Origin of the sequence: Micromonospora sp. DT178, from assembly GCF_049841695.1 — a bacterium.
Classification (GTDB): domain Bacteria; phylum Actinomycetota; class Actinomycetes; order Mycobacteriales; family Micromonosporaceae; genus Micromonospora.
The window spans coordinates 739,452-764,241 of the sequence record NZ_JBNCKV010000001.1 but is presented as its reverse complement, the minus strand read 5'-3'; the positions used below and the strand labels follow the sequence as shown (position 1 = coordinate 764,241).

Here is a 24,790-nt window from a genome sequence, read left to right as displayed (position 1 = left end):
CAGGAACCCGCGCCCGCGCCGCCGGGCCCGTACGGCGGGTCGGGAAAGGCGAGCGGGCCTCGACAAAGCCCCGGATCTTATCAACATTCGGACATCTCGCGCCGCGTGTTTCGGTTCACCTTGCGGAACGGGTACCTGTGTCTGTGCGTCAGTGAGGGACGATGGGCAACCGGGGACCACGACTGTGAGGGAATCATGCGAGCTGTCCAGGACCAGCTGATCCGGCGCGGAGGCGACCGGCGGGGTGGCCGACGCCGCGGGTTCGCGGCGGCGGTGCTCGCCGTGACGCTCGCGCTGGCCTCCGCCTGCACCGACGGTGGCGGGGGCAAGCCCTCGGGCTGGCAGAACGGCGACGACCAGCCCGCCGCGCCGAAGGCGGCGGCCACCATCGTCGAGCCCAAGGCCGACGCGAAGGACGTGCCCGCGTCGACCGGCATCACCTTCACGGCGACGGAGGCCGAGGAGACCAGCGTCGAGCTGAAGGACTCCGCCGGCGCGGCCGTCGAGGGTGAGCTGGAGGCCGACGGGAAGAGCTGGCTGCCCGCCGGCGCGCTGAAGTACGGCGAGACGTACACCGCGACGGTGACCGCTACCGGCGACGACGGCCGGCCGGCCACGGCGACCAGCACCTTCACCACCATGGCGAAGCCCGGCAAGCAGGTCCGGATCAGCAGCTTCCTGGGTGATGACCAGGTCGTCGGCGTCGGCATGCCGCTGATCGTGAAGTTCAGCCGGGCCGTCCCGGAGGACTACCGCGACGACGTGCAGAGCCGGATGAAGGTCACGTCCTCGCCGGCGCAGGAAGGCATCTGGCACTGGGTCAGCCCGACCGAGATCCGCTACCGCCCGAAGGAGTTCTGGCAGGCGAACAGCACGGTCTCCTACCGGGTCCAGGCTGGCGGCCTGCCGCTGGGCGACGGCTGGTACGGCCGGGCGGACCTCAGCGTCGGCATCAAGGTGGGCCCGGCGGTGGTCATGACGGTGGACAACAAGACCAAGCGGATGACCGTCACGAAGGACGGCTCTGTGATCAAGACCATCCCGGTCAGCCTCGGCAAGAAGAGCACCCCGTCCTCCAGCGGCACCATGGTGGTCATCGAGAAGCTGCGCAAGACGGTCTTCGACACCTTCGAGGAGCTGGGCCCCGAGGAGGGCTACCGCACCAAGATCGACTACGCCCAGCGGCTGACCTGGGGCGGCGAGTTCATCCACGCCGCGCCCTGGTCGGAGGGGCAGCAGGGCCGGGTGAACGTCTCGCACGGCTGCGTGAACGTCTCCATGGCCAACGGCGCCTGGCTGTTCACCAACACCCGCGTCGGCGACCCGATCACCGTCAAGGGCACGGAGCGGAAGCTCCAGAACGGCAACGGCTGGACCGACTGGAACATGAGCTGGGAGCAGTACGTCAAGGGCAGCGCCCTGCCGTACGAGCCGCCGACCGAGGCCGCCCCGGAGGAGACCGGCGAGCCCACGGCCACCCCGACCGCCTGAGCCCGGAACGCCGAAGGCCCCCTCCGCGAGGAGGGGGCCTTCGGTCAACGGGTGACTGATGGGAATTGAACCCACGACAACCGGGACCACAACCCGGTGCTCTGCCAACTGAGCTACAGCCACCATGCCGTTCACACCCGATGGATCCGCGCCCGGTCGATCGCCCCGGGCGGGGTGCGGACCAATAATAGCCCCACCCCCGCCCGCCGCGTCCAGCGGGTTCCGCCGAGCGGGTTGTGCCCGGCGGCTCAGAGTCCGGCTGCTATTGCCTTGGCGGTCTCCACGTCCGGCCCGGGCAGGGGCACGAAGACGGTCCGCCGGTAGTACTCCAGCTCCCGGATGCTCTCCCGGATGTCGGCCAGGGCCCGGTGCGCGAGCCCCTTCTGGGGCTGGCCGAAGTACACCCGGGGGTACCAGCGGCGGCACAGCTCCTTGATCGACGAGACGTCGATCATCCGGTAGTGCAGGTGCGCGTCAAGGCGGGGCATGTCCCGGGTGATGAAGCCCCGGTCGGTGGCGATCGAGTTGCCGCACAGCGGGGCGGTGCGCGGGTCCTTCACGTGGGCGGCCACGTAGTCCAGGACCATCTCCTCGGCCTCGGCGAGGGTCACCGTCGAGCGCCGGACCTCGTCGGTCAGCCCCGACTTGGCGTGCATCGTCGCCACGATCTCGGGCATCGCCTCCAGCGCCGCCTCGTCGGCGTGGATCACCACGTCGACGCCGTCCCCGAGCACGTTGAGGTCGGGATCCGTGACGAGCGCGGCGACCTCGATCAGCTTGTCCCTGCCGAGGTCCAACCCGGTCATCTCACAGTCGATCCAGACGAGAAGATCAGCCACCGGGACAGCCTACGCGCAGCCCACCCGGCCGCGCGCCCGCGCACCGGGGCGCGCGGTGACCGCTAGGGTTTCCTCCGTGCCAGCCGAACCCGCCGCACCGCCCGCCGTCACCGACGACGATCCCGGCGGCCGTACGGTCCGTCGGCTCGTCACCCTGCTGGCGCTGGCCGCCGTGCTGCCGGCGCTCTACCTGCCCGGCCTGGTGCACGACTTCTTCGACCTGAAGATCTACATGCGGGCGATGGACTGGTGGGCGGCCGGGAACCCGCTCTACGACTACGTGCAGCCCGACCGGGTGCAGGGCGAGCTCTACTTCACCTACCCGCCGTTCAGCGCGCTGCTGCTGCGCCCGTTCGCACTGCTGCCGCTGGGCGCCACCGTGGCGATCTTCACGGTCCTGACGGGACTGGCGGTGGTGGTCACCACCCGGTGGCTGCTCGCGCCGGTGATCGCCCGGCACGGGCTGCCCCGTGTGTTCAGCCTCACCGTGGCGGTCCTGCTGGTGCTGGCCGTCGAGAGCACCCGCGAGACGATCACCTTCGGTCAGATCAACATGCTGCTGGTCGTGCTGATCCTGGCGGACCTGCTCTTCGCCGTACCCCGGGCGAGCCGGTGGGCCGGCGTGGGCGTCGGGCTGGCGACGGCGCTCAAGCTCTTCCCGGGCATCTTCATCGTCTACCTGCTGGTCACCCGCCGGTGGCGGGCAGCGGCGGTGGCGAGCGTGACGGCCGCCGCCGCGACCCTGTTGGCCGCGGCGGTCGCGCCGCGCGACTCGTGGCGGTTCTGGACCCACGAGCTGTGGGCGACCGACCGGGTCGGCCGCACCGACTACACCGGCAACCAGTCGCTGTTCGGCCTGCTCAGCCGCATCACCGCGCCGGAGAAGCCCCACCAGCTGCTCTGGCTGCTGCTGGTGGCGGCCGTCGCCGGGTACGGGCTGTGGCGCGCCGCGCGGGCCGCCCGCGCGGGGGACACGCTGACCGGCCTCGCCCTGACCGGCCTGGTCGGCTCGCTGGTCAGCCCCATCACCTGGACCCACCACATCTACTGGTTCATCCCGGCGGTGGTGGTGCTGACGGACGCGGCGCTGAGCGCCGACCCCACGACCGGCGAGGGCGCCCGTCGGCGACGTCGGCTGGCGGCGCTCGCCGTCGGCACCTCCGCCCTCATCGTGTACGGGGTGGTGACCTTCCACGACTGGGGCATCGCCCCGGTGCGTACGGACTCGCCGGGCGAGTTCCTGGTGCGCAACACGTACGTGCTGCTGAGCCTGCTGCTGCTGGTGACCCTGCCGGTGCGACGGGAGGGCCGCAAGTCGCGCCAAATGGACAGTCTTCCCAAGTAGCGCCCTTCATCGCTAATCTGGTCGCAACTACTCAGGCGTCTCTCGGGTAGCACCGATCCCCCGGTGAGGGCGGCCCTCCGCGTCGGCAGCGCGGAGGGCCGTTCGCCGTCCGGGCCAGCCAGGGCGATCGTCGCCTCCCTGGCCCGCCAGCTGGCGGGCCAGGGAGGGGACGCGGGGTCAGCGGGAGTCGTCGGGCGGCTGCCGGCCGGCGTCGGGAGCGGCGGGGCGGAGGCGGTCCGCCGCGGCGACCGGGTCGGCCGTCTCCTCGGGGGCGACGGGCGGCCAGGCCAGCGTGAGGTTCACCTCGGGCGGCCGGGGCGCCGGGTCGCCTCCGGCGAGGTCGGCGAGCGTCGCGGGGCGGCGGGCGGGCACCGGCCCGATCGCCGGCCGGGCCCCTGCGGGAGTGGCGCCGACCGAGGCGAGCTGACGCCCGGCGGCCCGGGACCGGTCGGTGTCCCGGGTCGGCTGCGCGCCGAGGCCGCTGAGCGAGGTCACCCCGAGGCGGCCGGCGAGCACCGGCACCTGGTCGGGCTCGACCACGAAGACCACCTCGCGGGGGCGGACCGGGCGCAGCAGGAGCAGGGCCAGCGCCACCGCCAGCACCCCGCCGGCCAGCAGCCCGGCGGTCGCCGGGGCGGTCCAGCCGGCGCGCAGCCCCGCGCGCAGTTCCAGGCTCAGGTCGGCCCGCCCGTCGGGACGCATCACCACCAGGCTCAGCCGCCGGTCGGCCAGCTCCGCCGGGGTCCACTCCAGTGCGCCGATCCCCTCGCGTACCCAGAAGGGCTGGCCGATCGGCGCGGCACCGGCGGACGGCGCGGGACCGGCGGACGGCGCGGGACCAGCGGACGGCGCGGGACCGGCGGGCTGCAGCCGGACCGGCAGCGGCCCCCGGGCCAGCGCCACCCGGCGCACCTCGGCGTGCGGGACCGGGTCGAGCCAGCGACGCACCTCGTCGGCGGGGGCCAGCCCGACGAAGGCCGGGCCGTCGGGCGTCCGCGCGTCCAGCCGGAGCCGGGCCTGCCCGGCGCGCGCGAACGGCGCCTCGGCCCGCAGCAGCTCGTCGACGTCCCGGACGACCATCGCGTGCCCCGGGGTCTGCACGGTCTCGAACCGGGCGCTGAAGGCGCCACCCGGGTCGGCCTGCCGGGCGAGCAGCGTGAGCGCCCCGCCGCCGAGCAGCGCCGTGATCCCGACCGTCAGCAGCAGCATGGCGGTGAGCACCCGCACGAACCGCATTCGCCTCGTCCCCCTCCGTAGCCGGATACCCGGCCGACCTTACCGACGCGGGGCGACTCATCAGCGGATATCCACGGCACGGGCCCGGAAAGCAGCCGGCCCGCCGGATGGTCCGACGGGCCGGCGAGGGTACGACCGGGTCACTCCCGCGACGTCGGCGCCCGCCGCGTACGCGCGAACGCGAGCCCGCCGAGCACCAGGCCGCCCACGCCGGCGACCAGGCCGGCGACCGCGAGCCCGGTGGCCACACCGTCGCTCTCGGCGTCGTCATCGTCGTCGGCCTGCGGCGCGGCGGCGCCGGTGGGGGCGGCCGACGGCGAGCCCGCCGTGAGGGCGAGCACCGGGGCGGGGCTCTCCGGCTCCTCGCCGCCGGGGAGCGGCTCCTCGATCCACCGCTGCACGTTGCCGTCGGAGTAGGTCTGCAGGGCCTTGAAGACCATCGTCTCGACCTGCGGCAGCGGCCCCATCGAGACCGGGAACTCCTGGAACTCGCCCGGCTTGACCCCCGCGTTGCCGCTGGCCGTCCAGGTGATCTTGGAGACAACCTCGCTGAGCTGGCTGCCGTGCACCTCGACCGGCGGGTCCACCTTGCGCTTCTGCACCGCCACCGTCCAGCCGGGCACCGGCATGGTCGACACGGAGCCGACGGGCGCGTTCTCCGGCAGCACCACCTCCACCTTGGTGGTGGAGGCCGTGTCGCTCTCGTTCGGCACCCGGAAGGCGAACCGGCCGTAGCCGCCCTGGGTCGCCTCCTGCGGGTTGACCGTGACGTGGGCCGAGGCGGGCGCCGCGAAGCCGAGGACGGCGGTGGCGACGGCGCCGAGCGCCAGGGCTGCGGCGGCGCTTGCGGTACGCCGGTGACGGATCATGGTGCGAGCCTTCCTGTTACCTGATCGGCACGGTGGCGGTCACCGTGGCCTGGTCGATGTCCGACGTGCGGACGGTGATGCGCAACTGCCACTCCCCCGACGCCGGGAAGTTGATCTCGCCGGTGGCGTGGTTGTCGGTCAACGGCAGCAGCGGGACCTGGATCGGCTCGATCCCCGCTGCCGGCAGGGCGACCGTGGCCCGCCACTCCACCACCGGCTGGGGCCGGTTGTCCTTCGTGTACGCGTAGAAGTGCACGGTGTTGTTGCCCCGCTCGGCCGGGTCCAGCTCGACCTGGACCGAGAAGTTCGGGCTGGACAGCGTCGTGGAGAAGAAGCCGCCCCTCGCGCCCGCCACGTCGGCGCCGGCGGTGCGGGCCGGGGTGGTCTGCACCAGGACGGCGGACAGGCCGAGGACCACCGCCGTGATCGCCAGCTCCGCCCAGACCGCCCGCCGCATCGACGTCGGCCGGCCGGCCGCGGCGCGCCGGCGCACCAGGTGCCGGGAGTACGCGGCCACCGCGATCACCAGCACGAAGAGCCCGATCTTGCCCAGCACCAGCCGCCCGTAGAAGGTGTCGACGAGCGCGCGGGGGGTGGCCACCTCGATCAGCGCCTGCACGGTGCCGGCGAGCAGCAGCGCCGAGACGGCCAGCGCCGCCCAGCGCGACCAGATCGGCAGGATCGCGCCCAGCTCCCGCTCGTCGGCCCGGGGCAGCAGGAAGGCGGCGAGCATCACCAGCCCGCCCATCCAGACCGCCATGCCGCCCAGGTGGACGGCGTCGACGACCACGGAGACCGCCGGGGCGGGCGAGGCGGCCGGGTGCCCGGCCAGCGGCCAGGTCACCAGCGCCGCCGCCCCGATCACGCCCAGGATGACCAGGTCGCTCCGCTCGACCGGCCCCGCCATCAGGGGCCGGAGCAGGAACGCCGCCGCGGCCAACAGCCCCAGCCGGACCAGGTGCGCCGCGCCGAAGGAGCTGCCCAGTACGTCGCTCAGCCCCTCGCCGGTGACGTCGAACACGCCGCCGCCGGCGGTGTAGGGCACCTGGAGCAGGAGGTTCGCCACCGTGGAGACCGCCAGCAGGCCGAGTCCCGTCCAGGCCAGGCGGGCCGGACCGCGCCGGGACAGCCGCCGGGGCCAGAGGGCGGCGAGCACCAGCGCCGGGCCCACGAGCAGCAGCAGGCCGGCGTAGCCGGCGTACTTGGCGACCTTGACCGCGTTGCCGACGAACGGGTCGGCCCGGCTGTCGTCCCCGCTGTCGACCGGGGGCGTCGAGGGCGCGCCGACGGAGTAGGTGAACGCGCCCGAGACGGGGTGGCTGTCGGCGGAGATCACCCGGTAGCTGACCAGGTAGGTGCCGCGCGCCCCGGCCGGGTCGACCGGGACGGTGACCACGGTGCCCTCGAAGGTCGGTTCGCCGCGGTCGGCGCGGGAGCCGTCCGGCGCGATCACCCGGATCTTGCCGGGCACCTTCCGCACGGACTCGCTGAACGTGAGCACGACCTCCGCCGGCCCGTTCGACACCACGGCCGAGGCGATCGGGCTGCTGCTCACCAGCACCGCGTGCGCGCTGGCGGGGCTGGCGGGGGCGATCAGCAGGGCGACGACGGTGACCAGCAGGCCGGCGGTGGCGATCAGCCGGGCGATCCGGCGGCGGTTGGCGACACTCATGCCGGCAATGCTCTCGAATCCGACCCGCCCGGCGCGACTCCGACCATGCCCGGCGCAACTCCGACCATGCCCGGCGTCGCCGGGACCCGCCCGCCCCGCGCGACTCCGGCCACGCCCGGCGCCGCCGGAACCCGTCCGGCCGGCGCCACGTCAGCCATGGCGGGCCAGGAGTGCGGTCGACGGCCGGCGGTCCGGTTCGTCGCTGACCCGTCCCAGCGCCCACAGCAGCGCCGCCTGCACCACGGCGGCCAGGTGCCCGACCTCGTGCACCAGCGCGGTCGTCGAGTTGGCGATGTCCACCGCGCTGGTGCCGGCCAGGCAGACCGCCAGCACCAGCGCCACCGGCACGAACGCCCGGGCGCGCTCGGGCCGCCACGCGGCCAGCGCGAAGCCGACGGCCAGCGCCACGTCGAAGGAGGCCATCTCGCGACTGGTGTGCGGGTCGACGGTCACGCCCAGCCCGGCCAGCAGCACCGGCAGGGCGATCGCCAGCTGGGCGACCGCGGCCACCGCGACCGCCACCCGCAGCACCTGGCGGCGGGCCGCCCTGGCCGCCGCCCGGGTGCGCCCGGCCGCCAGCGGGTCGGCGGCGACCGCCGCCAGCACCGACGCGGTCAGGTCGGGCACCGCCACCGCCTGCACCCGGACCAGCCGGGTGACCTGCTCGGCACGGGTCAGCCAGGCCCGGCAGCCGGGGCAGCTCTCCGCGTGCGCGTCCAGCACCGCCGGCGCCGCCAGCGGGTCCTCGCCGTCCAGCCGCGCCGACAGCGCCGCGCGTACGTCGTCGCATGTCATGTGCGGGTAGTCGCGCGACGCACCGGTTTGGTTCCCGGGGTGGCGCAGGCCATGGAAGGGCCGAAGGACCCTCCCCGGCCCGGCCCCGCCGCGTAACCTGGACTGTCGTGATCCCCGCCCCGCGCGAGACCTCCGCCGCCAGTCCGACCGGTGACGCGGGCGTCGCTGCGCGGGAGTCGGCGACCGAGTGGGCGCTGGCCGCCCGCGACGGCGACCCCGTGGCCCAGGCCGCCTTCGTCCGGCTGACCCAGGCCGAGGTGTGGCGCTTCACCGCCGCGCTGGTCGATCCGGACAGCGCCGACGACCTGACCCAGGACACCTACCTGCGGGCGTTCCGGGCGCTGCCGGCGTTCGAGGGCCGCTCCAGCGCGCGCACCTGGCTGCTGGGCATCGCCCGCCGGGCCTGCGCCGACCACCTGCGCACCGTCGTGCGTCGCCGCCGGCTCGGCGAGCGGCTCGTCGCCGACGCCTGGGCCGACCGGTCGCACCCGGACCCCGCCGGTCAGCTCGGTGCCGCCGACCTGGTCCGCCGCCTGCCCGCCGAGCGACGCGCGGCGTTCGTGCTCACCCAGCTGCTCGGCCTGTCGTACGCCGAGGCCGCCGCCGTGGAGGGGGTGCCCGTGGGCACCATCCGCTCCCGGGTGGCCCGGGCCCGAAACGACCTCGTCGAGGCGGTCGGCGACGCCCTCGCCGGATGACCGGGAACTTCCGCCGGGGACGGGACGACCAATGATCGTGACCGCACCGCACACCCGGGTCGCCCGCTGGCCCGCCGTCCGTCCCTGGCTCGGCGTCGCCGTCCGGCTGGGCCTGGCCGCCGTGTGGCTGGTCGCCGGCGCCAGCAAGGTCGGTGACCTCGCCGCCTCCGGCCGCGCCGTCAACGCGTACCAGGTGATGCCGTACGACCTCGCCACGGTGATCGGCGCGGCGCTGCCCTTCGTCGAGCTGACGCTGGGCGTGCTGCTGCTCCTCGGCCTGGCCACCCGGCTCTCCGCCGGGGTCTCCGCAGCGCTGCTGGTGGTCTTCATCGTCGGCATCGTCTCGGCCTGGAGCCGGGGCCTGGCCATCGACTGCGGCTGCTTCGGCGCCGGCGGGGAGCTCGCCGAGGGCCAGACCCCGAGCTACCTCCCGGAGATCCTCCGGGACCTGGGATTCCTGGCGCTGGCCGGGTTCCTGCTGATCTGGCCCCGCACCCCCGTCTCCGTGGACGGCTGGCTGGCGGGGGACACATCCGTGGAGGACGAGGATGAGTAGTCGCAAGGGGCAGAAGGGCTCCGCCCGGGTGGTCCGCGAGCAGCTGGCCCGGGAGCGGCGACGCAAGCGGACGCTCTGGGTCTCCGTGGCCGCCGTGACCGTCCTGGTCGTCGCCGGCCTGATCGGCTGGAGCGTCTACTCCAGCCAGCGCTCCGACGACTTCACCCCGCCGACCGGCTCGAACGAGGCCGGCACCGGGGTCGTCGCCGGCTCGGGCCCGGTCACCATCGACATCTACGAGGACTTCCTCTGCCCGGCCTGCAAGCAGTTCGAGCAGGCCAGCGGCCCGACCCTCGACCAGCTGATCAGCGAGGGCAAGGTCCGGGTCGTCTACCACCCGGTGGCGTACCTGAACCGCTTCTCCAGCACCCAGTACTCGACCCGGTCCTCGGCCGCCTCCGGCTGCGCGGCGGAGGGCGGCCGGTACCGGGAGTACGCCAAGGCGCTGTTCGACCGGCAGCCGCCGGAGGGCGGCGCGGGGCTCAGCGACGAGGAACTGGTCGACATCGCGGCGGGCACCGGCCTCGACCGGGACGGCTTCGCCTCGTGCCTGCGGGAGGGCACCTTCAAGCCGTGGACCGAGCACGTGACGGAGGAGGCCAGCAAGGCCAACGTCACCGGCACCCCGACGATCCTGGTCGACGGCGAGGAGATCGCCGACCGCAGCCCCGAGGGGATCAAGTCGGCGGTGGAGGCGGCCGGCAGGTGATCCGCGACCTGGTGACCCGCGCCGGCCTGGTGCTCGCCGGCACCCTGACCGCGACGGTCGCGTTCGCCGCCCCGGCCGCCGCGCACGGCGCGGACGCCCCCGACGGCACCGACTACCGCACCGAGGTGACCGCCGTCGCCCCGGCCCGCCCCGGGCTGAGCGTACGGGTGATCGAGGCGGGCGCGCGGCTGGAGCTGACCAACACCGGCGACCGCGCGGTCGAGGTGCTCGGCTACTCCGGCGAGCCCTACCTGCGGGTCGGCCCCGACGGCGTGTACGAGAACGCCCGCTCCCCCGCCACGTACCTGAACCGGACCATCGCCGGGGACACGCGGCTGCCGGCCGAGGCCGACCCCGCCGCCGCACCGGACTGGCGGCGCGTCGACGACTCCGCCACGGTGCGCTGGCACGACCAGCGGGCGCTCTGGCGGGAGTCGGCACCGCCACCGCAGGTGCGTGCCGCCCCCGACCGGGAGCACCGGGTGCGGGACTGGACGGTGCCGCTGCGCGCCGGCACCGAGACGGGGGAGATCCGCGGCACCCTCGACTGGGTGCCGCCGCCGGACGCGTACGTCTGGTGGGTGGCCGCCACGGTCGGGCTGCTGGCCGTGGGGGCGCTCGGGCTGTTGCCGGCCCGCTCCGGGCCGGGCGCGCGGGCGCTGGCCGGGCTCGGCGGGCTGCTGGTCCTCGGCGGGGTGGCCGCGGTGGTGTTCACCGTGGGCCGCGAGGTGGACGCCGGCGCGCGGGGCGTGGGCGGGGTGCTGACCGGCCTGCTCGGCGGGCAGGTCTGGGCGCTGCTGACCGGGCTCGGCGCCGTCGCCGCGGGGGTCTTCGCGGTGGCCCGCCGGCCGGCCGCCGACTTCGCGCTGGCGCTGGCCGGGGCCTGCCTGGCGCTCTTCGCCGGGGTGGCCAACGCCGCCGTCTTCGCCCGCGCCGTCGCCCCCGTGCCCTGGTCGGCGACGACGGCGAGGATCCTGGTCGCCCTGGTCATCGTCGCCGGCGCCGGCGCCACCGCGGCCGGCGCCCTCCGCCTCCACGCCGCCCGCCCCTCTCCCCCGGCTCCCTCCCCACCCCCGTCCCCGCCCCCCGCTCCGCGCGTCGATCATGGAGTTGTGCTGGGTGACGAAACAGAGCAGAACGGACCAGATCGGGCATCGTGAGTGCATGATCGACGTCTTGAGGGGGCGGGGAGAGGTCAGTACGGGGTGAAGCCCCGGGGGAGTTCCAGGCGGTGGCGGGCCAGGAGGTCGGCGTCCGCCAGGAGGTCGGTCGTGGGGGCGTCGGCGACGACGCGGCCGGCGTCCAGGATGACCGAGCGGTCGCAGAGTTCCAGGGCGTACGGCAGGTCGTGGGTGACCATCAGCAGCGTGACCGGCAGGGCGCGCAGGATCCCGGCCAGCTCGCGGCGGGCCGCCGGGTCGAGGTTGGACGACGGCTCGTCGAGGACGAGGATCTCCGGGTGCATGGCGAGCACGGTCGCCACCGCCACCCGGCGCCGCTGCCCGAAGGAGAGGTGGTGCGGCGCGCGGTCCCGGTGCTCGCCCATCCCGACGGCGGCGAGGGCCTCGTCCACCCGGGTGGACAGCTCCGCCCCGCGCAGGCCCAGGTTGGCCGGCCCGAACGCCACGTCCTCCGCGACCGTGGGCAGGAAGAGCTGGTCGTCGGGGTCCTGGAAGACGATGCCCACCCGGCGGCGCACCTCGGCGAGCGTGGCCCGGTCCTGGCTGACCGTCAGCCCGCCGACGCTCACGCTCCCCTGAGTCGGGGTGAGGATGCCGTTGAGGTGCAGCACCAGCGTGGTCTTGCCGGCGCCGTTGGGGCCGAGCAGCGCCACCCGTTCCCCGCGCGGCACGCTCAGGTCCACCCCGTGCAGGGCGACGTGCCCGTCCGGGTACGCGTAGCGGACGCCACGAACGTCCAGGGAGAGGGCGGTCTGCACGGCACCGATCATGTCAGCACGACGGCCGCGGCGGCGATGCCGGCCGCCAGGACCGGCACGGTGGCCGCGACCAGCCACTGCCCCGCGGTCGCCGCGCCCGCGCCCTGCCACACCGCCGGCATCCGCCCGGTGTAACCGCGCGACAGCATCGCCAGGTAGACCCGCTCGCCGCGTTCGAACGCGCGCAGGAAGAGCGCGCCGACGCCGGCCGCGAAGCCGCGCAACTGCCACAGGAAGCGCGGGTCGTCGCCCCGGGACACCCGCGCCACCCGCATCCGGCGGGCCTCGCCGACCAGCACGTCCAGGTAGCGCAGCATGAACGTGGCGATCTGCGTGAGGATCTGCGGGCAGCGCAGCCGGTCCAGGCCCACGATCAGGTCCCGGGTCGTGGTCGTCGCGGCGAGCAGCAGCGAGGCGAGCACGCCCAGGGTGCCCTTGGCGACGATGTTCCACGCCCCGAGGAGCCCGTCGGACGACAGGCTCAGGCCGAGCACGTCGACGCGCTCACCGGCGCCGAGGAACGGCAGCGCGACCGCGAACAGCACGAACGGCAGCTCGATCAGCGACCGTCCGAGCAGCCAGCCGGGCCCCACCCGGGCCAGCGCCGCCACCACCGCGACCAGCAGGGCGTACGCGCCGAAGGCCCAGAACGCCTCGCGCGGGGTGCCGACCACGGCGAGGGTGAACACCACCATCGCCGCGATCTTGACCTCGGGCGGGAGCCGGTGCACCGGTGACGCGACGTCCCGGTACAGCACGTGCGCGTGCCCGGCGCCCACTCGTCGCTACTCCCGGCCCGCCGCGCCGGCGGGGGTGCGCTCCCGGTCGGCCGCGTCCTCCTCCCGGGGGCCGCGGCGGCGGACCAGCCAGAAGGCCCCGCCGGCCACGGCGAAGGTGAGCAGCACCCCGACCACGCCGGACAGGCCGGTCGAGAGGAACTCGTTGTCGACCCCCGCCACCCCGTAGTCGGCCAGCGGCCCGCCGACCTCGTGTTCCCGCTCCCGCTGGGCGGGGCAACTGCCGCCGGTGATGTTGTCGTCGGCGTCGAAGGTGCAGCCCTCGCGCAGCGACGAGTCCAGCCCGTCCGGGTGGGACGAGGCGAAGTTGCTCACCACCCCGGCGAGGAGCAGGGCCACCAGCAGCCCGCCGACGACGAATCCCCAGGAACGCTTCCTCACCGGACACCTCCGACGGCCGGGACGGCGGGTGTGGACGCCGCACGCAGCCCGCGCAGCGCGTAGACGAGATCGGGCCGGACCTTCGCGACGGTGACCACCGTGGTCGCGGTGATCAGGCCCTCGCCGATGCCGATCAGCAGGTGCACGCCGGCCATCGTGCCGGCCAGGCCGCCCAGGTTGCCGCCGAGGTCGGTGGTGCCGCCGAGCCGGTACTGGAGCACGAAGCCCATCGACGCGACGACCACGCTGACCAGCGCGGAGACGAAGGCGGTCACGCCCAGGCCGGCCGGGGTGCGCGGCAGCACCCGCAGCAGCAGCGCGATCAGCAGGTACGCCGCGGCGGTGCCGAGCAGCGCCATGTTGGTGATGTTGAGCCCGAGCATGGCCACGCCGCCGTCACCGAAGACCAGCGCCTGCACGACCAGCACCACGGCCACGCAGAGCGCGCCGACCCACGGGCCGACCAGCATCGCGGCGAGCGCGCCGCCCAGCAGGTGACCGCTGACACCGGCGGTGAAGATCGGGAAGTTGAGCATCTGCACGGCGAAGATGAAGGCCGCGACGAGCCCGGCCATCGGGGCCAGCCGGTCGTCCAGGTCGCGCCTGCCGCGCAGGACGCAGAACGTCATCGCGATCAGCGCCACCGCCGCGAACACCGCCGCGACGGGACCGTCGATGATCCCGTTCGAGATGTGCATCGCCAGGATTTCCACGCGACCTCCCACGCGTCGGCCGGCCCTCCGGGCCGTCGACGTCAGCCTATTTCCCGAGCTTGGCTGTTGCCAATACTTGGCAACTGGCGTACGCCCGATTGCGCGCCCGCCGCCGATCCGGCATGCCGGCCGGGGCGGCGTTCCGGTCGGTCGGCGTGCCGCCCGGGGGTGGCCGGGGCCGGCGGTAGGGTCGTGCCATGACCGCGCCCGACCGCCTCTCCCCCGGTGACCCCGCGCCGGAGTTCAGCCTGCCCACCGACACCGGCGAGACGCTCTCGCTGACCGACCTGCGCGGCCGCAAGGTCGTGCTGTACGCCTACCCGGCGGCCATGACGCCCGGCTGCACCAAGCAGGCCTGCGACTTCCGCGACTCGCTCGCCTCGCTCCAGGCCGCCGGCTACGAGGTCGTCGGCATCTCGCCCGACAAGCCGGAGAAGCTGGCGAAGTTCCGCGAGCGCGACGCCATCACCTTCCCGCTGGTCGCCGACGCCGACAAGTCCGTGCTGACCGCGTACGGCGCCTACGGCGAGAAGCAGTCGTACGGCAGGACGGTGACCGGCGTGATCCGCTCGACCTTCGTGATCGACCCCGAGGGCAGGATCGAGCGGGCGCTCTACAACGTCAAGGCCACCGGTCACGTCGCCAAGCTGCGCCGCGACCTCGGGCTGGACTGAGATCACCGGCGTACGCCGTCCGCCCGGTTCGCGGACTCGGGGCCCGGTCGCGTTGCCGGCCGGGCACCTGAGGGTCGACCCCGTGGCCGGGCCCACCACGGATGCGGCGTGACACTCTAGACTTTGCGGGTCGGCGGGAGTGGCGTAACGGCAGCCGCGGTAGGTTTAGGTCCTATTGTCCGAAAGGACGTGGGGGTTCGAATCCCCCCTCCCGCACCGAGCGTCCTGTCGCGCACGTCACGATCGCGGGTCGGCGCGGGGCCGGCACGGTCAGGATTGCCGGGTGAGCCTGCGCTTCGTCCTCGATCCCGAGCTGACCCCCGAGTTGCGGGACCGGATCGTCGCCCTCTGGGTCGACGTCACCAACGCTGGCGGGGCGGTCGGTTTCGTGCCGCCGGTCACCGCCGCCGACGTCCGGCACACGGCGGACCCCACCTTCGCCGGCATCGCCGAAGGCCCGGACCGCCTCCTTGTGGGGTACGCGGGCGAACGGCCCGTCGCCGCGTTGATCTTCTGCGACAACCGGTTCGACCTGAAGGCGCACTGGTGCGTGCTGAAGCGGGTGATGGTCCACCCGGACACCCAGGGCAACGGGTACGGCGCCGCGCTGATGCGCGAGGCCGAGCGCCTCGGGCGTGGAATGGGTTGGGAGGCGCTGCACGTGACCGTCCGGGACGGCCTGGGGCTGGACCGGTTCTACCGGCGGCTCGGCTACCGGGAGATCGGTCGGCTGCCCGGCGCGCTGCGGGTCGCCCCCGGCGACGACCGCGACGAGATCCTCATGTGGCTGGACCTCACCGCCCCGCCGGCACCCGCGCGCTGAGCCGCGAGCCCGGCCTCATCCCCCGCAGCTGCGCGGCGACGTGGACCCGGGCGCGGAAGGCGCGACCGCCGCGCCCGGGGCTTGCCGCTTGAAGACGTGTGGGGCTCCGGACAGCGGAGCCCCACGCGGAAAGCGAGCCGTACCACCCCGAGAGCAACCCGAGGTCCCAGGACACCGACTGGCTATCCGGATCAGCCCGTGACCCGCAGCTCGAGCAGGACGGCAGGGGGCAGGCTGTCGTCTTCTCCCACCCCGACACCGACCCAACCGTTCTTGGGGAGGGCAACCGTCTGGGTTTCGCCGTCCACGCTCACCCTGGCGGATGCCGTGTGACTGTCACCACGGATCTGGTAGACATCCGAGATCTCCAGGGTCAGGTAGCCGGGTGCGCCCTTGACCGTGAAGCAGTATCCGCTGAGCCTCGCGTAGCTCCGGACGATGATCTGGTTGGTGGCGCCGGCCACGCATTCGGCAAAGACGACCTTCCCGTCACCCTTGATCAACTTGATGCCGTCGCTGGCTTCGATCTGGGCGGCCCCCGGGTAGCTGAAGTCCTCCTCGATCGAGGGCGGCGTGTCCTCCAAGGCAGCGCTGGCGGCGCCGGAGACCAGCGTCATGCCGCCTGCGATGGCGACGCCGGCGACCAATCCGGTGACGAGCAACGCCCGAAAGTTCTTCACTCATGACCTCGCTTACCTCGAACATGGCCCAACAGGAATCGGTGGCTTGGCGTTGGCCGCCGTCGTCGCGCCGCCCGCAGTCCAAATCGGGCGACGGACGCTCCGGGGAGAAGCTACGACCATCCTATCGATGCACATGAGTTATCAGAGGCCCCCGTGAAGCCTCGGAACAAGCTGCGATCGTCGCAGGATTCCGACCTTAGAGCACGCCAGGCAACGCCGCTGCCCCGTCGATCGCCCCCGGAATCGCCATGTGCACCGGCGAGGAAGGACGGCGTCCAGGTCGCCTACGGAGATCGACGCTCGCCCACAGCGATCACGCGCGGCCGCCCTCGGCACGGCCCCCCGCTGGCAGCGGACCCGGCAACGTGATGCGGCGGAGCCCGCCGTGCACCCAGCTCACGCGGGGCGATCGGGCACGAGCGGATCGCCGACCGCGATACTGCCCGTTTCCTCGGGAACCAGGTGCAGTCCGAAGAGGAGCTTCCGGTTGACGTTGCGGTGGCGGCCCAGGGTGCGCAGTGGTTCCTTCCCGCGTACGCCCGTCTCCTGGTCGGTGGTCGTGACCACGCAGCGGTCGCACGGCCCGGCGGCGCGGAAGCGGACGCCGCCGATGCGCAGCGGGCGGCCGGCCCAGTCGTCCTCGGCCCAGGCCGGCGCGCCCTCCACCACCAGGTTGGGGCGGAACCGCGCCATCGGCACGGGCTCCTCGCCGGCCTCGGCGAGCCACCCGTTGAGCGCGTCGAGCGAGGCGGCGGTGGCCAGCAGCAGCGGGTAGGCGTCGGCGAAGCTGACCTGGTCGCCGGTGTCGTGCTCCCGGTCCCCCGGCGGGATGTGCCGGGTCGGTCGGGCGAGCCAGACCAGCCGGACGGCGCGGCCCAGCAACGCGCTGATCCAGGCGTCGGCCGCCGGTCCGGCGGGAAGCGCGGGCACCGGCAGCTTGCGGTTGCGGAAGGTCCGCACCGCGACCGGCTCGCCGTCCGTCGGCTCGGGCACGTCCAGCTCGGGATGCCCCTCGGCGCGCAGCAGCAGCCCGCCGCCGTGCGGCGTGGCGTGCAGGGCGACCAGACGCACGGTCTCCCGCTGGGTGACGCCGACGCCCTCGGCGTCGACGATCATCCAGCGCCGGTCGCCGGCCAGGCCCCACGGCTCGACTCCCGCGACGTCGTGGTCGAGCCGGTGGCAGCCCTTGACGGGGTACGTGTGGATGGCGCTCAACCGCATTTGCCCACCCTGCCACGGCTCACGGCCGACCGGTGCCCCGGAGAGTGCTGGGCTGCTCACCCGGACGCCCGCGCCGAGCCTGAGTGGCAAATCACCAGGCGACGCCGATGCCGTCTCCCGGGTACCAGTGGTTGGCGGGCGTCTCCCGGTAGGCGAGGAACCGCCGGCCGGTGCGCTCGGCGTGCTCGGCGAGGACGTTGGTGGCGGTGACGTTGTCGGTGAGCAGGATCGCGCCCGCGGCCAGCTTGCCCTCGACGGCCTCGAACTCGCGCTTCTCGTGGGCCCGGCTGTGGTCGCTGTCGTGCAGGAAGAGGTCGACCGGCCGGTCCAGCGCGGCGATGGAGGCGATGGAGTCACCGATGACCAGGTCGACCACCTCGGACCAGGGCGCGGTGCGGGCGAGGTAGCCGGCCTCGGGATTGATGTCCAACGAGGTGACCCGGCCGGGATGGCCGTCGGCGGCGTTGCGCAGCAGCGCGGCGGCGAGCACACAACTGCCGAGCCCCTTGTCGACGCCGGTCTCGACCACGTGCGTCGGCTTCGTGGCGCGCACGATGGCGTACCAGCCGATGCGGCGGGCGTAGCGGACCTGCCGGTCGGCCAGGCCCCGGCGGGCGGCTCCGGCGGTGGCGGACTCGATGTGCCGGCGCAGCACGTCGTCCGACTCGATCTCGGCGAAGTACGCGCGGACCTGCTTGACGGGCACGTCACAGACCACGCTGACGAACCAGGCGAGGTGGTGGCGGCTCAGCTTGGTCAGCTCGTACGTGTAGTTGTGGTGCTCCCGCGAGGTGACCAGCCAGCGGGCCGACGTGCGCAGCACCTTGGCGTCGTGGCGGGCGACGCGGGCCAGGCGCTTGGGGAAGGCCGCGACGGGGGCGAGAGGGGTGCGGGCGATGGCCCGTCGAAGCTTCGTTGCGTCCACGGAAGGGTTCTACCAGCCGGAAGCGAACAGGTGTAGGGGAAAGCTCCGTTGGCCCGGGTCAGGTGGCCGGTGTGCGACGGGATGGGACGAGTTCGGCACGGACGGGGGCCGTCACCAGCCGGATGAGGGTACGCGCACGTCCTCGCGGATAAGTAGCATCGCCGCCATGCCAGTTCCACAACAGTTCGTCGAGCCGGACCCGGTCGCCGACCAGACGGGACCCCAGCCGGGGAAGCACGCGAAGCCCCGTCGTCGGTGGCGACGCATCGCCCTCATCAGCCTGCTGGTGGTGGCGCTGCTGGGCGGCGGCGGCCTGATCGCCGGCGGGCTCTACCTGCGTTCCGTGGAGTCGGACATCGAACGCGTCGACGCCTTCGCGGACGTGCCCGAGCAGGGCCGCCCGCAGGCGGTGGCCAAGGGCGCGATGAACATCCTGATCCTGGGCAGCGACACCCGCGACCCGGAGAGCACGTCGGGCTCCCGCACGGACACGATCATCCTCGCCCACCTGCCGAAGGACCGGTCGAGCGCCCAGCTCGTCTCGATTCCCCGGGACACCTGGGTTTCCGTGCCCCGGTCGAAGGACGGCAGCCAGGGCGGCCGGGACGCGAAGATCAACGCCGCGTACGCGTGGGGTGGCGTGCCGCTGATGGTGCAGACCGTCGAGAAGTTCACGAGCGTGCGGATCGACCACGTCATGATGGTCGACTTCGCCGGGTTCAAGGAGATCATCGACGCCCTGGGCGGCATCGACATCGACGCGGAGAAGACCTTCACCTCGATCCACCCCCCGTTCCGCACCTTCCGGCAGGGGGTGCAGCGGATGGACGGTGAGACGGCGCTCGACTACTCACGCCAGCGCAAGCAGTTCCCGGACGGGGACTTCGCCCGCATCCGGCACCAGCAGCAGGTCATCAGGGCGATCCTGGACCGCGCCGTCTCCGGGGGCATCGTCACGAACCCGGGGAAGCTGAACTCCTTCGTCAAAGCGACGTCGAACGCGGTGTCGGTGGACGAGAAGATGTCCCTGTTGGGCATGGCGACCGACCTGCGTGGCCTGCGCGGCAACAACCTGCGCTTCATCACCAGCCCGACGAAGGGCACCGGTCGGGTGGGTAGCGAGAGCGTCGTGTTCGCGAACACCGAAAAGGCCCGGTCCTTCTACGACGCGGTCCGCCGCGACGCCGTGGCGGAGATCCTGAACGCCGGAAAGTAGGAGGTCGTACTGCCGTCCCGGCTCTGGTGACGCGCGCGGACCGGTCGTATCCTTCGTTCGCCTCGAAGCTGCCGCGCGCCGCCGGGGCAGTCAACGGGGGAAGGACCGACCATGTCCAGGCAACAGGCGATGGGCCACCACGCCACCACACCACAGCGCGACGACATGGCGGCGCAGGGCATGAGGGCGGAGGCGCGCGGCGGGGCCGACGCCGGAGGCGGTGCCACCGGACCGCTGCCCAACTCCGCGCCGCCGGCAGGCGGTCAGGCGAGCGAGACCCCGCCCCGCCCCGGCCTCGACGTGACGGCGGTGCTGCCGTACGCGAGTTCCCGTGCGTCCACGCGCACCCGGGGGCTGCGGGCCTGGATGATGACGGCGCCCGTCGACGTGGCCGCCCTGCTGGCGCCCCTGCTGATCAGCCTTCAGTACTGGCGCGGGACGCTGGCCATGGCCGGCCTGACGGTGGCCATCTTCGCGGCGGGCGGGCTCTACCGGGCCCGTCGCCACGTGAGCATCCTCGACGAGCTGCCGAGCCTCTGCGGGCGGCTGCTCGCGTCCGCGGCCGTGGTCACCATCCTCGCGGCGCTGCGTCACGACTCCGAGCAGTACGTGGGCGGGTTCGCCCGCGGGGTGCTCATCGCGGCCGGGCTGGTCCTCGTCGGTCGTGTCTTCTCGCGGGAGTTCGCCACCATCGCCCGCAAGCGTCGGTGGGTGGAGCACAACGCCATCATCATCGGCAGCGGGCCGATCGCCGTGGAACTGGCCCGGCTGTTGCGCCGCTACCCCCAGTACGGGCTGCGCTTCGTCGGCTGCGTCGACTCCACGCCCCCGCACGTGCCGGCGGCGCTCCCCCTGATCGGCACCCTGGACCAACTGGAACCGCTCGTCCGGATGGTCGAGTGCGACGTGCTCATCATCGCGGACCCGAGCTGCCCGGAGCTGACCCTGATGGAGGTCCTCCGGCAGCCACGCAGCGCGAGCTGCGACCTGTGGGCCGTGCCACGGCTCTGGGGCTCCCGCTCGCACGGCGACCACATCGGCGCGATCCCGATCGTCAAGGTCGGCGACATCACGCTGTCCGGGCCCCGGTGGGCGCTCAAGCGCGCGTCGGACATCCTCTTCGCCGCCACGGCGTTGCTGCTGCTGAGCCCCGTCCTCCTGCTCTGTGCGATCGCGACGCTCCTCGACGGCGGCCCGGGCATCTTCTTCTACCAGGAACGGATCGGCCGCCACGGCAAGCCGTTCCACATCATCAAGTTCCGCTCGATGCGTCCCGTAGACGAGCACGAGTCGCAGACGAACTGGTCGATCGCGCACGACCAGCGGGTCGGACCGATCGGCCGCTTCATGCGCCGCACGTCCCTGGACGAGCTGCCGCAGCTCTGGAACATCCTGCGGGGCGACATGAGCGTCGTCGGGCCGCGGCCCGAGCGGCCGTACTTCGTCGAGAAGTTCTCCGCCGAGTACCCCAACTACGCCATGCGCCACCGGGTCGCGGTGGGGCTCACCGGGCTGGCGCAGGTCAGTGGCCTGCGCGGCGACACTCCGATCTCCGACCGGGCGCGGTTCGACAACTACTACATCGAGAACTGGTCGCTGTGGCTCGACGCCAAGGTGCTCATCCGGACGGTGTCCGAGGTCTTCCGCGGTGGGGGTCGTTGACCAGGCACGGCCGACGCCAGACTCGACCGCCCGCTAGTGGACGGTGTCCAGTGCCTGGGTGAGGGCCGAGCGCCAGTCCGCCAGGGGCCGCAGGCCTGCCGCCGCCCAGCGGTCGTGGGCCAGGACGCTGTACGCGGGACGGGGAGCCGGGCGCCGGTAGCGGTCGCTGGTGGTCGGTCGGATGCGGTCGGCGTCGAGGCCGCGGAGGGTGAACACGGCGCGGGCGAGGCCGTACCAGGTGGTCTGGCCCGATGCGGTGCCGTGGTAGACGCCGGGGGCTGCGCGGCCGGTGAGCGCCGCGTCGGCCAACGCGACGAGCTGCTCGGCCAGCGCATACGACCAGGTCGGCTGCCCCCGCTGGTCGTCGACCACGTCGAGGTGCTCCCGCTGATCGGCCAGCCGCAGCATGGTCGCGACAAAGTTCGGCCCGTGTTCGCCGTAGAGCCAGGCGGTGCGCACGATGTATCCGCTGTCGGGGAGAAGCCGGGTGACGGCGAGTTCCCCGGCGAGCTTGCTGCGCCCGTACGCGTTGACCGGGAACGTGGTGGCATCCTCCGCATACGGTTCGGTGGCGTCGCCGGAGAATACGTAGTCGGTGGACAGGTGGATCATCCGCGCGCCGGTGGCGGCGCAGGCTTCGGCGAGGTGGGCGACGGCGTGGCCGTTGACGGCGGTGGCGGCCTCCTCCTGCGCCTCGGCCCCGTCCACGTCGGTCCACCCGGCGGTGTTGATCACCATGTCGTGCCCGGCGACGGCGGCTCGCACCGCCTGCGGGTCGGTGATGTCGAGCTCGGCGCGCGTGGTGGCCCTGACGGAGAGGTCGCCTCGGGAGCGCAGGACGGCGACCAGGTCCCTGCCCAGCATGCCGCCAGCGCCGGTGACCAGCAGCCGGCTCACGGGGCGACCGGCGGCTTGGTGCCCGCCTTCAGCGGCTCCCACCAGGCCCGGTTGTCCCGGTACCACTGCACGGTCTGCGCCAGGCCGCGCTCCAGGTCGATGCTCGGGGCGTACCCGAGCTCGGTGCTGATCTTGCTGATGTCCAGGGAGTAGCGGCGGTCGTGGCCTTTGCGGTCGACGACGGGCACGACCTGGTCCCAGCTGGCGCCGCAGGCCTCGATCAGCCGGCGGGTGAGTTCGACGTTGGTGAGTTCGGTACCGCCGCCGATGTGGTAGACCTCGCCGGCGCGGCCCTTCTCCTGGACCAGTGCGATGCCCCGGCAGTGGTCGTGCACGTGCAGCCAGTCCCGGATGTTGCCGCCGTCGCCGTAGAGCGGCACGGTGCCGCCGTCGAGCAGGTTGGTGACGAACAGCGGGACGACCTTCTCGGGGTACTGGTACGGCCCGTAGTTGTTGGAGCAGCGGGTGACCACGACGTCCATGCCGTGGGTGCGGTGGTAGGCCAGCGCCAGCAGATCGGAGCCGGCCTTGGAGGCCGAGTACGGCGAGTTCGGCGCCAGCGGCCAGTCCTCGGTCCAGGAGCCCTCTGCGATGGACCCGTACACCTCGTCGGTGGAGACGTGCACGAACCGGGAGGTGCCGTGCCGCAGCGCGGCGTCGAGCAGGTTCTGGGTGCCGAGCACGTTCGTGGTGACGAAGGGGGCGGCGCCGTCGATCGACCGGTCGACGTGGGATTCCGCGGCGAAGTGCACGATCACGTCGTGGCCGGGAACGACCTCGTCGACCGCGGCGGCGTCGCGGATGTCCCCGTGCACGAACCGCAGCCGGGGATCATCGGCCACCGGTGCGAGGTTGGCGAGGTTGCCCGAGTACGTCAACGCGTCGAGCACGGTCACCGCCGAGGGTTCGACGGCCGGCACCCCCGCGGTGTCACCACCGGGCACGCCCAGCAGCGTCCGAACGTACTCCGACCCGATGAAGCCGGCACCGCCGGTGACGAGGACCCTCACGGGTCGGAGATTGTACGCGAAAGCCCAGGACAACCGGCGCAGCGAGCCCATTCTCAGGTGCCCGCCGGTGCGGGTAGTCTCCCCCGGTGCGCGGAATCCTTCTCGCCGGTGGCACCGGGTCCCGGTTGTGGCCGATCACCCGTGCCGTGTCGAAGCAGCTGATGCCGGTGTTCGACAAGCCGATGGTGTACTACCCGCTCTCCACCCTGATCATGGCAGAGGTGCGGGAGATCCTGATCATCACGACGCCGGAGGACCAGGCGCAGTTCCAGCGGCTGCTCGGTGACGGCAGCCAGTGGGGCCTGCGGTTGGAGTACCGCACGCAGGCCCGCCCGGAGGGCATCGCGCAGGCGTTCCTTCTGGGCGCGGACTTCATCGGTGACGAGTCGGTGGCCCTCATCCTCGGCGACAACATCTTCCACGGCGTCGGCCTGGGCCGGCAGCTCCCCGGCCACGGCGACCTGGTCGGTGGGCGGATCTTCGCCTACCCGGTGGCCAACCCTGGAGAGTACGGGGTGGTCGACTTCGACCCGGCCGGGCGCGTGCTGTCGATCGAGGAGAAACCCGCCCGCCCCAGGTCCCGCTACGCCGTGCCCGGCCTCTACTTCTACGACAACCGGGTGGTGGACATCGCTGGCAAGCTGACCCCCAGCGCCCGTGGCGAACTGGAGATCACGGCGGTCAACGAGACCTACCGCGAATGGGGCGAGCTGTCGGTGACGGTGCTGGACCGGGGCACCGCCTGGCTCGACACCGGCACCTTCACCTCGATGATGCAGGCCGCCGAGTTCGTACGGGTCATCGAAGAACGCCAGGGCCTGAAGATCGGATGCGTCGAGGAGGTCGCCTGGCGGGCCGGCCTGATCGACGACCACCACCTCCGCACGCTCGCCCAGTCCCTGAGCAAGAGCGGATACGGCGACTACCTGCTCGGCCTGCTCGCCGAACACCATCCCGGGGACACCCACCGATGAAGATCCGACCGCTGAGCATCGACGGGGCTTGGGAGATCAACCCGAAGCAACACGGCGACCCGCGCGGGCTGTTCATGGAGTGGTACCGCTTCGACCAGCTCGCCGCCGCGGTCGGGCATCCACTCCGACTCGCCCAGGGCAACCTCTCGGTCTCCGCGCGCAGCGTGGTCCGCGGCATCCACTTCGCCGACGTGCCACCCGGCCAGGCCAAGTACGTGACCTGCGTACGCGGTGCCGTCCTCGACGTGGTCGTGGACATCCGCGTGGGCTCGCCGACCTTCGCGCAGTGGGAGGCGATCCGCCTCGACGACGTCGACCGGCGCGCCGTCTACGTCAGCGAGGGGCTGGGCCACGGCTTCTGCGCCCTCACCGACGACGCGACCCTGAGCTACCTCTGCTCCACCACGTACAACCCCGCCGCTGAGCACACCGTGCACCCCCTCGACCCCGAACTGGCGATCGACTGGCCGGCGGAGTCACCGCAGCTGTCGGCCCGGGACGCAGCCGCGCCGAGCCTGGCCGAGGCGCGGGAATCGGGACTGCTGCCGAACTACCAGACCTGCCGCGCGTTCACCGCCAGCCAGGATGTGGGAGCTGACCCCGCCTGCGGCGGAAGATAGCCGCTTCCGCCCTGACGGTGACCAGCGTCCCTGGCGGGTGGGCGG

26 protein-coding genes and 2 tRNA genes are annotated in these 24,790 nt (G+C 73.1%); 13 read left to right on the top strand and 15 right to left on the bottom strand.

The window, feature by feature from the left end:
• The first annotated feature begins 195 nt into the window (after nucleotides 1-195).
• Nucleotides 196-1,491, top strand: a complete 1,296-nt coding sequence (locus ACLQ22_RS03580) for an Ig-like domain-containing protein (protein ID WP_425691033.1) — start codon at nucleotides 196-198, stop codon at nucleotides 1,489-1,491.
• Between the two features lie 50 nt (nucleotides 1,492-1,541).
• Here ACLQ22_RS03580 and ACLQ22_RS03575 read toward each other — a convergent pair.
• Together ACLQ22_RS03575 and orn are read right to left on the bottom strand one after the other, a co-directional pair.
• Nucleotides 1,542-1,614 (bottom strand) — tRNA-His (locus ACLQ22_RS03575).
• A gap of 125 nt (nucleotides 1,615-1,739) precedes the next feature.
• Entirely contained in the window at nucleotides 1,740-2,330 is a 591-nt protein-coding gene (orn, locus tag ACLQ22_RS03570) for an oligoribonuclease (RefSeq protein WP_366640405.1), read from the bottom strand.
• A 76-nt stretch (nucleotides 2,331-2,406) separates the two neighbouring features.
• On the opposite strand from orn, the gene ACLQ22_RS03565 reads away from it, so the two are divergent.
• Nucleotides 2,407-3,675 (top strand): glycosyltransferase family 87 protein, encoded by a 1,269-nt coding sequence (locus ACLQ22_RS03565; protein WP_425691032.1) that lies wholly within the window; start codon nucleotides 2,407-2,409, stop codon nucleotides 3,673-3,675.
• 177 nt (nucleotides 3,676-3,852) lie between these two features.
• On the opposite strand, the gene ACLQ22_RS03560 is transcribed toward ACLQ22_RS03565, so the two are convergent.
• The 4 genes from ACLQ22_RS03560 to ACLQ22_RS03545 all read right to left on the bottom strand — a co-directional run bounded on the left by ACLQ22_RS03560 (nucleotide 3,853) and on the right by ACLQ22_RS03545 (nucleotide 8,247).
• Nucleotides 3,853-4,911, bottom strand: coding sequence for a hypothetical protein (locus ACLQ22_RS03560; RefSeq protein ID WP_425691031.1), 1,059 nt, complete (start codon nucleotides 4,909-4,911; stop codon nucleotides 3,853-3,855).
• A 140-nt stretch (nucleotides 4,912-5,051) separates the two neighbouring features.
• Nucleotides 5,052-5,780, bottom strand: coding sequence for a YcnI family protein (locus ACLQ22_RS03555; RefSeq protein WP_425691030.1), 729 nt, complete (start codon nucleotides 5,778-5,780; stop codon nucleotides 5,052-5,054).
• 16 nt (nucleotides 5,781-5,796) lie between these two features.
• A complete protein-coding gene (locus ACLQ22_RS03550) occupies nucleotides 5,797-7,461 on the bottom strand; it encodes a copper resistance CopC/CopD family protein (RefSeq protein WP_425691073.1) in 1,665 nt (554 codons plus the stop codon).
• A gap of 141 nt (nucleotides 7,462-7,602) precedes the next feature.
• A complete protein-coding gene (locus ACLQ22_RS03545) occupies nucleotides 7,603-8,247 on the bottom strand; it encodes a zf-HC2 domain-containing protein (protein ID WP_121396306.1) in 645 nt (214 codons plus the stop codon).
• Nucleotides 8,248-8,354: 107 nt separating this feature from the next.
• Here ACLQ22_RS03545 and ACLQ22_RS03540 point away from each other — a divergent pair, with 107 nt between their 5' ends.
• Genes ACLQ22_RS03540 through ACLQ22_RS03525 form a run of 4 tightly spaced genes read left to right on the top strand, consistent with a single transcriptional unit; the run spans nucleotide 8,355 to nucleotide 11,370 of the window.
• On the top strand, nucleotides 8,355-8,945 hold the full coding sequence (locus ACLQ22_RS03540; protein ID WP_425691029.1) for a sigma-70 family RNA polymerase sigma factor: 591 nt from the start codon (nucleotides 8,355-8,357) through the stop codon (nucleotides 8,943-8,945).
• A 31-nt stretch (nucleotides 8,946-8,976) separates the two neighbouring features.
• Nucleotides 8,977-9,501 (top strand): MauE/DoxX family redox-associated membrane protein, encoded by a 525-nt coding sequence (locus ACLQ22_RS03535; RefSeq protein ID WP_425691028.1) that lies wholly within the window; start codon nucleotides 8,977-8,979, stop codon nucleotides 9,499-9,501.
• Nucleotides 9,494-10,210 carry a DsbA family protein gene (locus ACLQ22_RS03530; RefSeq protein WP_425691027.1) on the top strand — a complete coding sequence of 239 codons (717 nt, stop codon included), beginning with the start codon at nucleotides 9,494-9,496 and terminating at the stop codon, nucleotides 10,208-10,210. Before ACLQ22_RS03535 ends, ACLQ22_RS03530 begins: the two co-directional genes overlap by 8 nt.
• A complete protein-coding gene (locus ACLQ22_RS03525) occupies nucleotides 10,207-11,370 on the top strand; it encodes a hypothetical protein (RefSeq protein ID WP_425691026.1) in 1,164 nt (387 codons plus the stop codon). Before ACLQ22_RS03530 ends, ACLQ22_RS03525 begins: the two co-directional genes overlap by 4 nt.
• Nucleotides 11,371-11,405: 35 nt before the next feature.
• Here ACLQ22_RS03525 and ACLQ22_RS03520 read toward each other — a convergent pair whose 3' ends face one another.
• Genes ACLQ22_RS03520 through ACLQ22_RS03505 form a run of 4 tightly spaced genes read right to left on the bottom strand, consistent with a single transcriptional unit; the run spans nucleotide 11,406 to nucleotide 14,040 of the window.
• A complete protein-coding gene (locus ACLQ22_RS03520; protein WP_425691025.1) occupies nucleotides 11,406-12,161 on the bottom strand; it encodes an energy-coupling factor ABC transporter ATP-binding protein in 756 nt (251 codons plus the stop codon).
• A complete protein-coding gene (gene cbiQ / locus ACLQ22_RS03515; RefSeq protein ID WP_425691024.1) occupies nucleotides 12,158-12,928 on the bottom strand; it encodes a cobalt ECF transporter T component CbiQ in 771 nt (256 codons plus the stop codon). The genes ACLQ22_RS03520 and cbiQ overlap by 4 nt, the downstream gene beginning before the upstream one ends.
• Nucleotides 12,929-12,934: 6 nt before the next feature.
• Entirely contained in the window at nucleotides 12,935-13,327 is a 393-nt protein-coding gene (locus ACLQ22_RS03510; protein ID WP_425691023.1) for a PDGLE domain-containing protein, read from the bottom strand.
• Nucleotides 13,324-14,040: an energy-coupling factor ABC transporter permease gene (locus ACLQ22_RS03505; protein WP_425691022.1), complete on the bottom strand. Its 717-nt coding sequence runs from the start codon at nucleotides 14,038-14,040 to the stop codon at nucleotides 13,324-13,326. The genes ACLQ22_RS03510 and ACLQ22_RS03505 overlap by 4 nt, the downstream gene beginning before the upstream one ends.
• Nucleotides 14,041-14,237: 197 nt before the next feature.
• Between ACLQ22_RS03505 and bcp the strand changes: the two genes are divergently transcribed.
• The 3 genes from bcp (at nucleotide 14,238) to ACLQ22_RS03490 (ending at nucleotide 15,537) form a co-directional block, all read left to right on the top strand.
• The gene (gene bcp / locus ACLQ22_RS03500) at nucleotides 14,238-14,714 is read left to right on the top strand and encodes a thioredoxin-dependent thiol peroxidase (protein ID WP_366640426.1); all 477 of its coding nucleotides are present in this window, start codon (nucleotides 14,238-14,240) and stop codon (nucleotides 14,712-14,714) included.
• A 133-nt stretch (nucleotides 14,715-14,847) separates the two neighbouring features.
• Nucleotides 14,848-14,930, top strand: a tRNA-Leu gene (locus ACLQ22_RS03495).
• Nucleotides 14,931-14,997: 67 nt separating this feature from the next.
• Entirely contained in the window at nucleotides 14,998-15,537 is a 540-nt protein-coding gene (locus ACLQ22_RS03490; RefSeq protein ID WP_425691021.1) for a GNAT family N-acetyltransferase, read from the top strand.
• 191 nt (nucleotides 15,538-15,728) lie between these two features.
• Here ACLQ22_RS03490 and ACLQ22_RS03485 read toward each other — a convergent pair whose 3' ends face one another.
• From ACLQ22_RS03485 to ACLQ22_RS03475, 3 genes are all read right to left on the bottom strand, one after another.
• Nucleotides 15,729-16,217 (bottom strand): hypothetical protein, encoded by a 489-nt coding sequence (locus tag ACLQ22_RS03485; RefSeq protein ID WP_425691020.1) that lies wholly within the window; start codon nucleotides 16,215-16,217, stop codon nucleotides 15,729-15,731.
• A gap of 399 nt (nucleotides 16,218-16,616) precedes the next feature.
• The gene (locus ACLQ22_RS03480; RefSeq protein WP_425691019.1) at nucleotides 16,617-17,441 is read right to left on the bottom strand and encodes an MOSC domain-containing protein; all 825 of its coding nucleotides are present in this window, start codon (nucleotides 17,439-17,441) and stop codon (nucleotides 16,617-16,619) included.
• A gap of 91 nt (nucleotides 17,442-17,532) precedes the next feature.
• Nucleotides 17,533-18,366 (bottom strand): class I SAM-dependent methyltransferase, encoded by an 834-nt coding sequence (locus ACLQ22_RS03475; RefSeq protein WP_425691018.1) that lies wholly within the window; start codon nucleotides 18,364-18,366, stop codon nucleotides 17,533-17,535.
• Nucleotides 18,367-18,532: 166 nt separating this feature from the next.
• Between ACLQ22_RS03475 and ACLQ22_RS03470 the strand changes: the two genes are divergently transcribed.
• Entirely contained in the window at nucleotides 18,533-19,582 is a 1,050-nt protein-coding gene (locus ACLQ22_RS03470) for an LCP family protein (RefSeq protein ID WP_425691017.1), read from the top strand.
• 111 nt (nucleotides 19,583-19,693) lie between these two features.
• The gene (locus tag ACLQ22_RS03465) at nucleotides 19,694-21,244 is read left to right on the top strand and encodes a sugar transferase (RefSeq protein ID WP_425691016.1); all 1,551 of its coding nucleotides are present in this window, start codon (nucleotides 19,694-19,696) and stop codon (nucleotides 21,242-21,244) included.
• 33 nt (nucleotides 21,245-21,277) lie between these two features.
• Here ACLQ22_RS03465 and rfbD read toward each other — a convergent pair whose 3' ends face one another.
• Nucleotides 21,278-22,141, bottom strand: coding sequence for a dTDP-4-dehydrorhamnose reductase (gene rfbD / locus ACLQ22_RS03460; RefSeq protein ID WP_425691015.1), 864 nt, complete (start codon nucleotides 22,139-22,141; stop codon nucleotides 21,278-21,280).
• Nucleotides 22,138-23,151, bottom strand: a complete 1,014-nt coding sequence (rfbB, locus tag ACLQ22_RS03455; protein WP_425691014.1) for a dTDP-glucose 4,6-dehydratase — start codon at nucleotides 23,149-23,151, stop codon at nucleotides 22,138-22,140. The genes rfbD and rfbB overlap by 4 nt, the downstream gene beginning before the upstream one ends.
• Before the next feature lie 86 nt (nucleotides 23,152-23,237).
• On the opposite strand from rfbB, the gene rfbA reads away from it, so the two are divergent.
• Nucleotides 23,238-24,125: a glucose-1-phosphate thymidylyltransferase RfbA gene (gene rfbA / locus ACLQ22_RS03450; RefSeq protein WP_425691013.1), complete on the top strand. Its 888-nt coding sequence runs from the start codon at nucleotides 23,238-23,240 to the stop codon at nucleotides 24,123-24,125.
• The gene (locus ACLQ22_RS03445; protein WP_425691012.1) at nucleotides 24,122-24,745 is read left to right on the top strand and encodes a dTDP-4-dehydrorhamnose 3,5-epimerase family protein; all 624 of its coding nucleotides are present in this window, start codon (nucleotides 24,122-24,124) and stop codon (nucleotides 24,743-24,745) included. Before rfbA ends, ACLQ22_RS03445 begins: the two co-directional genes overlap by 4 nt.
• Nucleotides 24,746-24,790: the final 45 nt, after the last annotated feature.

What these genes read in the sequence shown, in the direction of transcription:
- ACLQ22_RS03555 (WP_425691030.1), bottom strand. Translation starts at nt 5,780, where the DNA reads ATGATCCGTCACCGGCGTACCGCAAGCGCCGCCGCAGCCCTGGCGCTC.
- ACLQ22_RS03465 (WP_425691016.1), top strand. Translation starts at nt 19,694, where the DNA reads ATGTCCAGGCAACAGGCGATGGGCCACCACGCCACCACACCACAGCGC.
- ACLQ22_RS03580 (WP_425691033.1), top strand. Translation starts at nt 196, where the DNA reads ATGCGAGCTGTCCAGGACCAGCTGATCCGGCGCGGAGGCGACCGGCGG.
- ACLQ22_RS03545 (WP_121396306.1), bottom strand. Translation starts at nt 8,247, where the DNA reads ATGACATGCGACGACGTACGCGCGGCGCTGTCGGCGCGGCTGGACGGC.
- ACLQ22_RS03445 (WP_425691012.1), top strand. Translation starts at nt 24,122, where the DNA reads ATGAAGATCCGACCGCTGAGCATCGACGGGGCTTGGGAGATCAACCCG.
- ACLQ22_RS03470 (WP_425691017.1), top strand. Translation starts at nt 18,533, where the DNA reads ATGCCAGTTCCACAACAGTTCGTCGAGCCGGACCCGGTCGCCGACCAG.
- ACLQ22_RS03530 (WP_425691027.1), top strand. Translation starts at nt 9,494, where the DNA reads ATGAGTAGTCGCAAGGGGCAGAAGGGCTCCGCCCGGGTGGTCCGCGAG.
- bcp (WP_366640426.1), top strand. Translation starts at nt 14,238, where the DNA reads ATGACCGCGCCCGACCGCCTCTCCCCCGGTGACCCCGCGCCGGAGTTC.
- ACLQ22_RS03480 (WP_425691019.1), bottom strand. Translation starts at nt 17,441, where the DNA reads ATGCGGTTGAGCGCCATCCACACGTACCCCGTCAAGGGCTGCCACCGG.
- ACLQ22_RS03520 (WP_425691025.1), bottom strand. Translation starts at nt 12,161, where the DNA reads ATGATCGGTGCCGTGCAGACCGCCCTCTCCCTGGACGTTCGTGGCGTC.
- ACLQ22_RS03560 (WP_425691031.1), bottom strand. Translation starts at nt 4,911, where the DNA reads ATGCGGTTCGTGCGGGTGCTCACCGCCATGCTGCTGCTGACGGTCGGG.
- ACLQ22_RS03535 (WP_425691028.1), top strand. Translation starts at nt 8,977, where the DNA reads ATGATCGTGACCGCACCGCACACCCGGGTCGCCCGCTGGCCCGCCGTC.